Below are 13,269 nucleotides of genomic sequence, written 5' to 3' on the forward strand. Positions count from 1 at the left end.
CGGTCGCCAGGATCAACGGATCAGGGGCGAAACAATCTGACGAGGCATTATTGGTAAAGCTTCGGCAGGAACCCCCTCGCAGCGCAGCAGAAAACCACAAGCCGCTATCTCATTAGAGGACTCACAACGGTCGCCAGGATCGCAGCGATCAACGAAACTGCGGCAAGTAGCGAAACAGCGCAAGGTTTACGGGGGAGAGTGCGTTCCCGCCGGCAAGCAAGTGCGGGGGAAAGGACATTCAGTTTGCTTATGACTGATGATTCCTCTCAGGGCGACTCCACCACGCACTTTTTATGTATTCAACCGATAGTCGGCACAATCATGTCTTCGTGCCAGTATTCGCTTAGATCAGTGACAAGCTCCAGAAACTTGCCAAGATCAACAGGCTTGGTCAAATACGCTTCCACCTCCAAACGTTCGCTTTCGAAGCGGTCCTCTTCGGAGGTAGAGACAGTCATCACCACAACCGGAATGCAGCGCAGCTTGTTATCCGATTTGATGTCGGCCAGCACTTTCCGCCCGTCGACTTTTGGTAGACCCAAATCTAGAAGAATTAGATCAGGCCGGGGTGAATGGCGGTACTTTCCGCACTGGTGCAAAAACTCGAGTGCTTCTTGTCCGTCGGTGAGCCATGTCAAGCGGTGCTCGATGTTCCCCTGCCGTAAGGCCGTCATCGTGATGCGGGCAAATGTCAAACTATCCTCGATCATCAAGATTTCCATGGGCCTGGCGGTTGTCGGTTTCTGCATGATGATGCCGTCATGGGCAACTTGATATTGGAATTCACTGTCGTACGAGTTTTCGGCTAACAACGAGTCCGACTCGTCGATCGACGGATCATCCATGATTGGGGAGAGAATCCAATGCGGGATGCGAAACACTTGCCACAGCAGCCACTTCATATCTTCGAGTGAGGGTTCTCGGGATAAACGAAATTCCTCGCGTTCTAGGACATCGACAATGAGTGCCGTAAGACTTCGTCTTTGCCCATCAATTCTGACACGTTTCAATTCAGAAAAAACAAGTTGCCTTAGAAGGGAACGTTGGTTCGACATCTGGATACCTCCATGACAGCCCTCAAAAACAATTTATTGAGGAAGTGTGATTGGTTCCAAGATGCTTCCGTGCATAAGAAAACCCCCAGCTAATGTTGACCAGCGGGGGTGTGAAATAGCATTCAATGAGGTGCGTCTCAGGAAAATCGACAGGAGATTCAATGTTATGTTTCTCTAGGCCCGTGAACAAGAAGGGCTTACCCCAATGTTTCACCGGAATAGGAAACGAAGCCCAGTCTGTTTTATCAGTGAACTCGCAAGCGACACTTCGCCCTAAGCTGCTTCACTGTAACGACAATTCTCCTGTTCTCGAACTGCTCACCAGGACAGGTCGCACGTTTTCAAATCCGAAACCACCCACGGGAGGCGCACTAATCGCAGGCGAAAGTGACCCTGACAACGATGCATAAGAAGAGGAGAATGAGTGTTTCCCCAGGAATCACGGGCATACGGTGCTCTCGGTTCAGCTTGCGTTGGTGCGGAGTGCTTTAGAATGGTCTGCGGTAAGGGAGAAGTGCGGGATTCGTGGACGATTGCGGGCCCCATATTCAAACATCAATCCACCTTGGGTTCAGCGTCGCTTAGGTGTTTTTGAATCTTCTGCAAGATTTCACGGTGTTGCAGGCTCTTCTCCTGATCGCCGAGGCGCGCGTACAATTGCGCGGCGAAACCGCGAAGTTTCAGTTGTGTTGGGTCGAGTCGCAATCCACGTTCGGCGACCTTCACAGCATCCTGCAGGTGACCGGTATTCGCTAGAATTGCCGCGTAGGGGCCGAAAATTGTGCCGTCCCACTGATTGACTTCAAGATAGCTTTCGAAACTACGTTGTCCCTTGTCTAGCATACCGGTTTGAAGCGCCATCATGCCATGGTTCTTGAGGCTCAATTCGTGATGCGGATCGACCTGCAGAGCGGCTTCAAGCCAACTCATTGCTTTTGCATCATTACGCGTGATGCAATAAAATACGCCCAAACTACTGGATAACTCTACATCATGCGGGTCGTGTCGCAACGCCTCTTCCAGTGCCGCAATGGCTTGGATCGTGAGTCGTTGGTCCGATTCTTGCATGGCCTGTTCGGCCAGTGCCAGAGCTTTGGTACGTTGCACTTCCCACTGCGGCATACGTTGGTCGCTGCCGTCGAAAATTGTCCAAGCCACACCTCGATTTGAATCCTGCGCCACATCACGCTTAGTTGGAGGCTTCCGTAAGATACGGTGGTCCGACGCCGAGGTATGTGGGATGTCGCTGGAACCGGATGATGGCAAATGACAATGCGCGCACGAATTGAGTGCGGGCGGTTGTTCACGTTCTTCGATGGGAAGCGAGCAGCCGCGATCGGAATGACAGCTATTGCAGCGCTGCCGATAGAATGCCGCTCGCTCCTCAGGTTTGGGAGAACGATGCGGGTCGTGACAAGTGGTGCAGCGCATCTGTCCATCAGAACCGCGAAAACAAGCACTCGATTCCATTTGCTCGACATGACTAAGAAACTCTGCGTTGCCATCTGCCGATACCTGCGTTGGCGAAACCAACACCGTCCAGATGTCTTCAGTGGCCATCCCAGGTCGGAAGTCATGGTAGGATTTGCCTTTTCGCAAGACACGATGTTTTCCCCCCATGTGACATTGGTAGCAGACACTGTCCGCGAGTCGCCCTTCGAGTCGAGAGGGATTCACAATCAGCATGTCCTCAGCAGACTTGTCGCCAGCCTCCCAATCGTCGGCTTGAAATTTTTCGACGTGCCGCTTTCCCGGTCCATGGCAGCGCTCGCAACTGATTCCAAGTTCCGTAAACGGCTGTTCTTCGAAACGAGCTGAGGTCCCATCCCCCGTCGGAATGGAATGCCCGGAGTGACACTGGACACAGCCATCAAGGATACGGCGATTGAAGCGTTGAGCCGGGTTGTCATGATACCCCGGCGAGAGGTCCCATATTCCTTTTTCGGTGTACCAAGTGATCGGGGACTCGAACATGACCCCGCCATAGTTAATCATATAGGTCCTGGCATTCTCACCAGAACCGACGGCATAGTCCACTTCTTCCGATTGTTCGTAAACCAGTTCGCCGTCGGCGTCGGTCATGAATTCGGTGTGAATCATGCGGTCGCCATCGCGCTGGACTCGATAACGTCGCCCATGACTCTCGAATTCGGTGGAATCCCCCTCAACGAGTTCGATCGGAGACGCATCAGCAACTGGGGCCAGCGTGTTTGCCATCGGGTGCTGCGCGTATGCTTCCGCGATTTCGGGGTGACATTCGGCGCAGGTTTGGCTGCCGACATATTCACCCGAATGCCAATCACGCTGCGGCTTGGGCATTGCGAGATCCTGAGGATCTTCGGTCTGCTTGGGCGGTTGCGGAGGCCGTTCATGACGAGGCATCAACAGATAGACGAATCCACCGACCAGCAGGCACAAGATGGCGACACCAACGGCGGCCCCAAGGACGGACGGTTTTGCAGCGGGTTCCTCTGAGGAATGTGGTTCCGAGTGATCGGAGCCGTCTTGAACAGTCATATTTTGGCCCCGGCCGGATAGGTGATGTGACAGGCTTTCAGTTTACGACATTCCGGAGCCTGATTGTATCCGCCTTGAGGAATTCATGAAACTCGACGCGACAAGAGAGTGCAGGAATTAGCGAGACGAGCGTCGTCCACTCACCTGTTTTGACCGACGAGCACTGTCCTCAAACGCACTGGCAAAGCCAATCACACACAACACGAAATCACAAAACGACGTCCCTCAGCGCGACCCCGCCGACTCGCTCACTGTTAACAATTGATCCCGACGCCAATCATCCCAACGAACAACCAAACAAAAATCGACACCATCGTCACCCAAAAGCAGAGGAAGTTTTGTCGAATCGCGTATGCAAATAGACAGGGTACGAGTACCACCGTGAGAATTGCACCGGTAAGCTGGTTCTGCGGAGCTACATCCGCCACTAAGGTTAATGGACCCAATAAACTTAATATGAAAAGCTCCATCAATCTTTCCCTTGCCTATCATGGGCTGCACGCAGCGGCCGAATGAACGTCACTAGTGAATTCTTCTAGGCAGGCTAAATACCGCTTTTTACAAAGTCGCAATTGGAAACGATTGACTTTACCAGCGTTGTTGCGGGGTCAGTCAAGGCCATGGGCGGGCAGATAAAGAATGCAAGGCCAGGAAGGATGCCAACGTCCCGGAAGTTCACTGGCAGAGCCAAAGGCACCCCATCTCAGGGCCAATTCAACATTTTGCGTCAGTGCCACGCTGCCGCAATCGTCAATCCAAGGTACAAAACCGAAATTGCAGTTTCCCATCCTCCGCGGCAAACGCCTCAATATACATCGAATCCATGTCGCCGCCGAACAACAAAACGCTCCCTCGATTCAAGACAATTGTTACGTGATGTGGCACCCTTGTCGGGCCACCAATTGTATAACCACCCCAGGATGGACCACCGACTTCGGTTGACCACATTTTGCTTCCATCCGTTCGTCGCACACACCACATGGTGTAACTACCCGAACCGTTCCCATATTCCGGCATCGCCAAATAGCAATACTGGTCAGTTAATAGAGCTGTTATTGATTCCACTTCCCTATTCTGGACGCGGTCCTTATCAATTAACCACGAAGGGACCTCAAATAAGTCACCATCGACGGACAATTCAAGTTGATTTTTAGAGCCGAAGACAATCTCTATTTCTTTTGGCGCATCAAGCCCGATGCCTGTAGTGTGATATGGATTGTGTTCTTCGTTTCCGTTAAATGACAAACCGAAAATATAAGGTGTCACTCTGGTATTAACCTTAATTGCCGTCATTTGGGACAATTGGGCGTCCCACCATGTGGGGATATTCACCTTGAGACGGCCATTCGTAAAACCTAGAAAGCGCGCCAGTTGTATCCGACTGAGCTTTAGTTTCTTGGTCTCCGGCCGTTTGGCAAGTAGATGAGGCACCGAGCGGAGAAGTTGTTCCCAACTTGCCTGCAGGGCGAGTCCATCGTCGGAGCATGTTGTCAGCACTTCAACGTGCGTATCAGAAGCGGTGCTGAAATACTCGCGATAAAACACGTCCACGTCACCGTCCTTTTTGGCCGCCTGCAATCTTACTTTCAGCTGATCCACCCAATCGTCATCCTTGGCATGGCAAGCCTGTTGAGCGGTCCACAATCCGATCAATACGACGGAAAAGAATACGCGACAATCCAATGATTTTAGCCACCCCATTCCAGTGCTCCAGTTGGACTTTATGGTCTTGGCGTGCCGCACTGCCGTTACAGCGTTTTCAAATACTCCAACACGGCGTAGCGCTCTGTTTCGGTGAGTGTTTCGGGAAATCGATGACCGTCGGCACTTTTTCCTAATGCCCGCGTCTTAAAAAATCCGCGGGCCGCCCGCGGCGATTGTACATCGCCGGGAAGTTCCGCGAATTCAGCAACCTCTAGGCCCACCCGTTTGGTGTCGTAGCCGTCGATACTTCGTCGCCACACCGTCGGCCGCTGATCGGGATGCAGCAGATGCCACAATGTGGGGACCGAACCGTTGTGAAAATAAGGAGCGGTCGCCCAGATACCATCTAGCGGCGGAGCGACGTATCCGCCCGGATGCTCACGGACGCGGGTGGGATCATAGTCGGCCAACCAGCCACGGCCGTATTTGCGGCGGTAGATAGGCGAGAGCGACTGCAACCGCAATGGGTCGGTGCCGAGTTCATCGATGTCGACAATCCGCTCAGGATAGGTCCATTCCTCACCATAGGTACCATGGCACTGGGAACAAGTTGCTTCGAAAACCACGCGGCCTTGTTCGGCGAGTTGATCGTCGATTTCAAAGGGATACTTGGGAGGCTGGATGGTTTCGATCCAGGCGAGGATTTGCCGGTAGTCTGCTTCCCAACTCTTAAAGGTCTTGGCATCGTTGCGTGGAATGAGCATGAATTGCATCAGGGCGCGATGCGATTTGGCGACGAAACCGTCGGCGTAAATCCATTGCTTTTTGCGGAGATGCCACCATGGAGGCGCGTCCATATCGTGATGCAGCATTTTGGGCTGCGGATTGGTGAGATGGACGTTCAAATCATCGTCGCGCAGTGCCTCTAAAGCGACACCAAACATGACCGCATTGGTGGTGCCGTTGGTCGTCCCAAGCGGCATGGCCAATGATCCCAGATCCATATGGGATAGCGGTTTCTGCATCTGAATTTTGGTGGCCCGCACATCCTCGACCAAGGTTTGCAGCGCCAAATGCGAATTCGGTAAACCTAGAATCACTTGACCGGCGACTTTGCCGGCATGGCAAGTCAAACAGTTCATCACCCAGCCCCCGCGACCGTCATCGACATACCCCAGGGCTTTACCACCGCCAAAAGCATCCGGCGAGGGCATCAAGCCGTATTCGGTGAACAGCATTTCGCGGCGCTGCGTGGAGGAGGCTGCGGCGGCGCGATCACGCAGTTCCGGCGGCCATTGCTTCCATAATTCGTCGAACACCGTGTCATCGAAATCGGGGGGCAAGTAGGCCTTGGTGCGCAAAATGCGATAGCCGGGGTGCACCGCGTCGCGCGGTTCGCCGGCCATACAGCGGTCGCCAACTGCAATGAGGTAAACCAAGCAGACCAGCAGAAAGAGCATGAGCGGCTGTCTGGTTTTAGCGTCCCGCACTTTCTGGAACGGACTATTCATCAAACCTCACTCCCGGCCCTCAACCGATCCGGAAAAGGGACCCCCAAATGTCGATCATGTTCCACGCTGAAAGTTAAGTTTCAGCGTGATCGCGTTTTTTCTTGAGCGACTCCATTCCAGCTTGCAATACTTCTTCAATGGCATCGACGTCGTAGACACAGCCGCCCCAGGTGCCGCCGCCGACTTGTTGTAACAAGGCCCACAAACGGGTGTCGTCGGGGAGATTGTCGTCGGCGGTGAGTGGTTGTTGCGAAGTTCGCGAAGCCAACAGTGCCGCCCCCTGCTCCGCCCCGAAGGTTTCCTCTGCGTGTCCCACCAAATTGATTGTACCGGTCAATTCTTCGCGGTCGATAACAATTTCGATCAAATCGCCGTCATGCACCTTGCCAATCGGTCCTCCGGCCAAAGCTTCGGGCCCCACGTGTCCGATGCAGGCGCCGGTGGAGACGCCTGAAAACCGGGCATCGGTGATTACAGCGACCTCTTTACCAAAAGGAAGATGTTTGAGTGCCGAGGTGATTTGATAGGTCTCCTCCATGCCCGCCCCTAATGGTCCGCGGCAACAGAGAACCACGACATCGCCCGCTTTGACCGGATTGTCGGTCTGTCCTTTGACGGCGGCGATGGCATCTCGTTCGCGATGAAACACTCGTGCCGGTCCGCATTTGCGGTACACGCCATCCTCGTCGACGACGGAGGGATCGATGGCGGTGCTTTTGATCACTGACCCTTCGGGCGCCAGATTGCCCACGGGGAATGTTACCGTGCTGGTCAGTCCCCGCGCGCGGGCTTGATCGGGTGTCATGATGACATCGTTGGGGTCGATGCCATCGCGGCGGCGCAATTCCTCGCGCAGTCGTTCGCGGCGCTCGGATTTCTCCCACCAAGCGAGTACGTCCCCCAGCGATTGGCCGGTGACGGTGGTCGCAGTGAGATCCAACAAATCGAGTCGCTGCAGGTGCAACATGATTTCCGGGACACCGCCGGCAAGGAATACGCGGATGGTGGTATGCCCGACCGGGCCGTTGGGCAACACGTCCACAATGCGCGGTACTTGACGATTGATTCGGTTCCAATCCGTTACGGTGGGCCGCTTTAATCCCGCCGCAAAGGCAACGGCGGGCAGATGCAACAACAGATTGGTGGACCCTCCCACAGCCGCATGGACCACCATGGCGTTGTGTAGGGCGGCATCGGTGAGAATGTCCGACATTTTTAATCCGGCCGCTTCCTGTTCCACAACCGCTGTCGCCGATTGACTGGCCATTTGCAGCCAAATCGGTTGCCCGGACGGAGCCAAGGCTGCGTGCGGTAATGTCATACCTAAGGCTTCGCCGATGACCTGCGCCGTGGCGGCCGTGCCGAGGAATTGGCAGCCGCCTCCCGCGGAACCGCACGCGCGGCACCCTGCTTCGGCGGCTTCTTGGAGTGTGATTTCTCCGTGAGCAAAACGTGCGCCGATGGTTTGCACCTTGCCCGCATCCTCGCCAACCGTGGGCGGCAAGGTCACGCCGCCGGGGATCAATACCCCCGGCAAATCGTGTTGTGCGGCCAACGCGAGCATCATCGCCGGAAGTCCCTTATCACAGGTCGCCACGCCAAGCACGCCGCGACGCGTCGGTAGCGAGCGGATCAAGCGCCGCATCACCACAGCCGCATCGTTGCGATAGGCTAATGAATCCATCATGCCGGTCGTGCCTTGTGTGCGACCATCACAAGGATCGCTCACGTATGCCGCGAACGGCAAACATTTCAAAGCCACTAACCGTTCCGCGGCGGCGCGCATTAACAGGCCGACTTCCCAGTGGCCGGTGTGATATCCCAAAGCAATCGGTTGGCCGTCTTCTCCGCGAATCCCGCCTTGGGTGCTGAGGATCAGATACTGGGGCCACAACAACTGTTGCGGATCCCAGCCCATGCCGGCGTTTTGCGTCAATCCGAAGAGGTCGCCGCTGGGACTGTGCCGCAGCATCTCGTCGTTGAGCGGCAAACTTCCCGCCGGGCCGGCGCCGGTTGTTTGAATATCGTAAACCGCGTCATTGTCATCGGCGAGCAGGTCGGCTAATTCCAAAGTCATAAGTTTCAGTCGTTTCGGTCAGTCTTGTGAATCAAATACGCGGACCTGTTTCCATGTCTCTTTGTTGCGAACGATGAATTCTAGATGCCGCGGCGCCGTTTGGTAGACGTCGTGAGCGGCGCGATCTTCAAAAACGGTGTGCAGAGCCACATCGAAATCGTGATCGTTTACCGGGCGTGCTAAATCGGGGACAACGGTGCCGCAACCGAAAAAGATCAACCCGGGATGATCGTTGAGATAGGCGTTACAGTCATCCAACAATTTTTGCGTATTTTCCGGGGTGGGGTCGTCCAGCGAAAAAAAGACGTTGTGTGCCAGCATGTTTCGTATTTCTCACGAGTAAAATGGAAAGGAAATTCACCGCCATCGGGCGGGTGTTTATTCTAAGACTTACGCGGCTATGCGACGTCGGGCACGTTGCTGACGGTCTTAAACCGCACGCCATCGCGCGTGGCATGTTTGACGGCATACATCAGATTATCGGATTCTCGAATCAAATCGGCAACCGAGGGAGGGGCAATCGGGAATGTGGCGACGCCGATGCTAAACGTGACTGACCAATTGCCGCTCTGCATCTTGACATCCAAATCCCCTTTGACCCGCTCGGCGATTTGTCGGGCGAGCGATTCATCCATGCTAGGACAGAGAATCGCAAATTCATCTCCCCCCATACGCGCAGCAACGTCTTGGTGACGAATACTGGAGCGAATGCAATCGGCGACATCTTTCAGGAGGGCATCTCCTTGCGGGTGACCGAATCGATCATTGACCTCCTTAAAATGATCACAATCCAAGAAAATGACTGTGATCGGTGTCTGTCCGCGACGACTGTGGTGCGACACTCGCTCAGCCTCTTCGACAAAGGAGGTCATATTGGCCAAACCAGTCAATGGGTCACTACGGGCCAAGGCCGATTCACGTTGCAATGCGGTTTGCAAATGAGTCAACACGACCGCAAAGGCCACAAACAACAAAAACCGTACGGCCGATTCCCAATAGACGTTGACCTCGTGTAAGGCAATGCCGGACGCCATCCAATCGTCCATGAGCCAAATGAGCGAACAAAGCACGGCAAACATCACGGCGGCCCGCAGGTTCACGACCCAGCAGACGATGGCAATGATCGGGACATAGAGCAACGACAAATCAAACGCATCGCCGACTATATAGTCGACCCAACCGACGACGGCGGCCAGCGCCAGTGCGGCAAGGACCGCCAGCCAGAGCGGCCAGGATTTCAAACGATTGAGAGTTTCGATAGTAGAAGGCATCGTGCGCAACAAAAACATCTTCGATAAGTGATTCAAAGCAGCAGTATTTGTGCCGCTTTAAGGTTCCAGCAAAGTCGAGGGATGCGGTTCGCGGCTGACGAGGGGGAGGACCTGCGGCTGATAGTATTCGGTATAAGCCTTGGCCTGCCGATGGCCGTCGAGCGCTTCGGGGGATTCCCAGTGTTCGTTGAGCACGAACCGCGTCGCATCGTTGTTGGAGTGGTACACTTCAAATCGCGCGCAGCCCGGTTCGGCTCGTGAGAGTCGGCAACACTCGGTGAGCAATTCACGAACCTTGTCCACATTTCCAGGGTCTTTGACTGTGAGTAGGACGTTGAGATGAATCATGGGAGGCCTCGTTGAATGTGTGAGTATTGTCCGGCAGCCAGAGGTTTACTTGCTCTCTAGTTTTTGCAGGCGGTCTTCCAACTCTTTGTTGGTTTTTTGCAGCTTATCCAATTCGGTCCGCAACTTGCCGACTTCAGCAGTGGCTGGGGTCTCGGCATCCAATTTCGGCAAAGCGGTTTTTGCCGCCGCCCGGACGCGGTCGTCAGGATCTTGATCGGCAACGCTGGATAGTATGCTGCGCGCTGTTGCGGCGTTTTTGCCCATGTTGCCCAACGACTCGATGATTTTGCGCCGCACATGACGGTTGTCGATCTTCAAGTATCCGGCCAACGTTTCCACCGTTTTTTCACGGACCGGTTTGGAAACCTCGTTGCGGGAAAAATAGGTCGCAATCGCCTCCGCTGCGGCCAAACGGCAGCTGCGGGGTTTCGACCGTCCGGTCCATTCGACCAACAAATCCAAGGTCGCCGGATCGGTGGAATATCCCAGTCCGCGTAGCGCCGCTGAGCGGATCACCTCGCCGTGTGAGTCTTGCGACAACAGACGTTGCAAGGGCTCCACCGGCGGTTCGTCTTGGACTTTGGCAAATGCGGTGGCGAACGCTGCTTCGACGTAATAACTAGCATCGCCGTTTTGGAGGCGCTGGTTGAGTACCGCGATGACTTTCTCGTCGCGTGGGAACTTTGCCAACGCATCAGCACAGGCGCGACGTACCTTGGGGTGCTCTTGTGACAATCCCGCAATCAGCGCGTCTCGTGAAACATCGCCGCCTGATTTAGCGAGCGCTTTCGACGCTTCGATCCGCACACCGTAAAACGGGTCTTGCTCCAAGACATGTTTGAGCAACTCACGATCGTTGGCCTTTTTGCTCTCGGCAAAATGTTCGACGGCGCGGATACGTTCGATCACCGTGGGGGCTTCTAAGAGTTGTGTTTTCCACAGATCACGCGATTTTTTCTCTTTCAATTCCGCCAACACAGCCGCCTGCGGATCGATGCGAACCAATTCGGGAGCGGCAGGCAAAGGCAGGTAAAAGGTCAATTCCTTTTCGGTGATCTCTTTGTCGACCGTGATCGGGCCGGAAGTCTCTTTGCAGCGAATTTCGATGGCCAGTGGAAAATGAAAGGCGTCCCCTTTTTGCGTTTGTTTGACGGAAATTTTGGCGAGTTTATCTTCGGGGTCGTATTCGGTGGCGACTTCCAGTTCCGGATGTCCCGGTCGAGCGGTCCAATCGTAAAAGAACCGTTCCAAATTGCGGCCGGTGTGCTCTTCAAGCACTTTGCGCAGATCAGATGTCTCGGCGGTTTTCATGCGGAATTTTTCGCCGTATTTTTGCAGTCCGGTGTAGAACAGATCATCCCCCAATTGCCGCCGCAACATGTGCAGCACCCAGCCCCCTTTGGGATAGGCCCGCGCGTCGAACATGGCCCCGGGATCAGAGTAGTGGTAGTCGACAATAGGACGTTTTTTGGGTCCGTCGGAGCGGGCGGATTTGCCTTTGCCGTACAGCATGTAGTCGTGTTCGTCGACACCCAAATCGTGTTCGGCCCACATCAATTCGCAGAAGGTCGCAAAACCTTCGTTCAACCACAAATGCGACCAATCTTTGCAGGTGACCAAATCGCCCCACCATTGATGTCCCAGTTCGTGGGCAATCAGCCGATCAGGGCTGCTGTCTAACATCGCGCGTTCGTCGTGCATCACCTTGGAGTACAACGTCGTCGCTCCAGTGTTTTCCATTCCCCCGGCAATAAATTGTTCGACAACGATCTGCGCGTACTTCGTCCAAGGATAATTGATTCCAAACCGCTCGCTGAAAAAGGTCAGCATCTCTTTGGTGCGGCCGAATGTCCGTTGAATATCACCAGCCTGTTCGGGCGGGACATAATACAACACCGGCACATCCCCCCAAGTTTCCCGGCCGATTTCGAACTCACCGACAACGAGCGTCACCAGATAGGCGACGTGCGGCTGGGATTGCTTGTAGTGAAATCGTTCGCGCTTGCCATCGGTGGATTTTTTGCGCGACAGCAAATCACCGTTGGAAAGGACTTCGTAACCGGCGTCGACGGTGGCGACGATTTCGGTCGTCTGACGTTCGTTGGGATGGTCAAGACAGGGGAACCAATGATGATTGGCGACCGGCTCCCCTTGGGTCCACATCATCCACGGCACATTAGGTTCTCCCTCGGTGGGACCGAAGAAATACATCCCCGCTTTGGGATCGCGCACTTGATAACGAATGACGACGCGAAGTTTTTCTCCTCGCGGACGGGTTGCGCCGAGATCAATCCGTAATTGGTCGTCGGTGGTCGAAAAATCCAATTCCGACTGATCCGGAGCGAGCAGGACTTTGGAAACTTCCAATCCGACCGCATCCAGCTTCAAGACCTGCAGAGGGCGTAGTAGCTGCAAATCGATCGTGGCAGCGCCGGTAATCTGCTTCTTTTTGAGCGAGATGTCCAAATCGAGGCGAATGTGTTGAATATCAAACGGCCGGTCCCCCGCAGTACGGAGCGGTTCGTCCGCCGCTAATAACTGCGCGGTGGAAATCACGGATATAACGATCGTGAGCCACAAACGAAGGCATTTCTGCTGCATGGGAGGCACCTGTGCGGTAATAACAGATCTTTAAAAACGGAGAACCAGCAGCATAGCATCCCCACAACGGTCGGGGAAAGTGGCGGTGGGAAATGGTTGGTCCGCGCGCTAGGTGGGTGCAAGAGTAACTGCGGAACAAAACCTCTCACCCCGGCCCCGCTCCCAGAGCAATCGATTACATCTGGGAGACGAGCAATGATACCTGTCTTCGGTAGGCAAAGAGTCCGGGGTAGCCGCGATTGCGG

At 54.6% G+C, this 13,269-nt stretch carries 9 protein-coding genes; all 9 read right to left on the reverse strand.

Annotation, left to right across the window (positions count from 1 at the left end):
• Nucleotides 1–299: 299 nt before the first annotated feature.
• Nucleotides 300–1,055, reverse strand: coding sequence for a response regulator (locus CA54_RS29705; RefSeq protein ID WP_231962917.1), 756 nt, complete (start codon nucleotides 1,053–1,055; stop codon nucleotides 300–302).
• Nucleotides 1,056–1,610: 555 nt separating this feature from the next.
• On the reverse strand, nucleotides 1,611–3,572 hold the full coding sequence (locus CA54_RS00010) for a cytochrome c3 family protein (protein ID WP_146368838.1): 1,962 nt from the start codon (nucleotides 3,570–3,572) through the stop codon (nucleotides 1,611–1,613).
• A 750-nt stretch (nucleotides 3,573–4,322) separates the two neighbouring features.
• On the reverse strand, nucleotides 4,323–5,273 hold the full coding sequence (locus CA54_RS00015; protein WP_146368839.1) for a hypothetical protein: 951 nt from the start codon (nucleotides 5,271–5,273) through the stop codon (nucleotides 4,323–4,325).
• Nucleotides 5,274–5,320: 47 nt separating this feature from the next.
• Nucleotides 5,321–6,727: a c-type cytochrome gene (locus tag CA54_RS00020; RefSeq protein ID WP_146368840.1), complete on the reverse strand. Its 1,407-nt coding sequence runs from the start codon at nucleotides 6,725–6,727 to the stop codon at nucleotides 5,321–5,323.
• A 73-nt stretch (nucleotides 6,728–6,800) separates the two neighbouring features.
• A complete protein-coding gene (locus CA54_RS00025) occupies nucleotides 6,801–8,804 on the reverse strand; it encodes a YjhG/YagF family D-xylonate dehydratase (protein ID WP_146368841.1) in 2,004 nt (667 codons plus the stop codon).
• An 18-nt stretch (nucleotides 8,805–8,822) separates the two neighbouring features.
• Nucleotides 8,823–9,125, reverse strand: a complete 303-nt coding sequence (locus CA54_RS00030; RefSeq protein WP_146368842.1) for a Dabb family protein — start codon at nucleotides 9,123–9,125, stop codon at nucleotides 8,823–8,825.
• 77 nt (nucleotides 9,126–9,202) lie between these two features.
• Nucleotides 9,203–10,075 carry a GGDEF domain-containing protein gene (locus tag CA54_RS00035; RefSeq protein ID WP_197532081.1) on the reverse strand — a complete coding sequence of 291 codons (873 nt, stop codon included), beginning with the start codon at nucleotides 10,073–10,075 and terminating at the stop codon, nucleotides 9,203–9,205.
• Between the two features lie 57 nt (nucleotides 10,076–10,132).
• Nucleotides 10,133–10,423, reverse strand: coding sequence for a putative quinol monooxygenase (locus CA54_RS00040; RefSeq protein WP_146368844.1), 291 nt, complete (start codon nucleotides 10,421–10,423; stop codon nucleotides 10,133–10,135).
• 45 nt (nucleotides 10,424–10,468) lie between these two features.
• Nucleotides 10,469–13,024 (reverse strand): M1 family aminopeptidase, encoded by a 2,556-nt coding sequence (locus CA54_RS00045; protein ID WP_146368845.1) that lies wholly within the window; start codon nucleotides 13,022–13,024, stop codon nucleotides 10,469–10,471.
• Between the last annotated feature and the right edge of the window lie 245 nt (nucleotides 13,025–13,269).

Origin of the sequence: Symmachiella macrocystis, from assembly GCF_007860075.1 — a bacterium.
GTDB lineage: Bacteria > Planctomycetota > Planctomycetia > Planctomycetales > Planctomycetaceae > Symmachiella > Symmachiella macrocystis.

What these genes read in the sequence shown, in the direction of transcription:
- CA54_RS29705 (WP_231962917.1), bottom strand. Translation starts at nt 1,055, where the DNA reads ATGTCGAACCAACGTTCCCTTCTAAGGCAACTTGTTTTTTCTGAATTG.
- CA54_RS00010 (WP_146368838.1), bottom strand. Translation starts at nt 3,572, where the DNA reads ATGACTGTTCAAGACGGCTCCGATCACTCGGAACCACATTCCTCAGAG.
- CA54_RS00015 (WP_146368839.1), bottom strand. Translation starts at nt 5,273, where the DNA reads ATGGGGTGGCTAAAATCATTGGATTGTCGCGTATTCTTTTCCGTCGTA.
- CA54_RS00020 (WP_146368840.1), bottom strand. Translation starts at nt 6,727, where the DNA reads ATGAATAGTCCGTTCCAGAAAGTGCGGGACGCTAAAACCAGACAGCCG.
- CA54_RS00025 (WP_146368841.1), bottom strand. Translation starts at nt 8,804, where the DNA reads ATGACTTTGGAATTAGCCGACCTGCTCGCCGATGACAATGACGCGGTT.
- CA54_RS00030 (WP_146368842.1), bottom strand. Translation starts at nt 9,125, where the DNA reads ATGCTGGCACACAACGTCTTTTTTTCGCTGGACGACCCCACCCCGGAA.
- CA54_RS00035 (WP_197532081.1), bottom strand. Translation starts at nt 10,075, where the DNA reads ATGCCTTCTACTATCGAAACTCTCAATCGTTTGAAATCCTGGCCGCTC.
- CA54_RS00040 (WP_146368844.1), bottom strand. Translation starts at nt 10,423, where the DNA reads ATGATTCATCTCAACGTCCTACTCACAGTCAAAGACCCTGGAAATGTG.
- CA54_RS00045 (WP_146368845.1), bottom strand. Translation starts at nt 13,024, where the DNA reads ATGCAGCAGAAATGCCTTCGTTTGTGGCTCACGATCGTTATATCCGTG.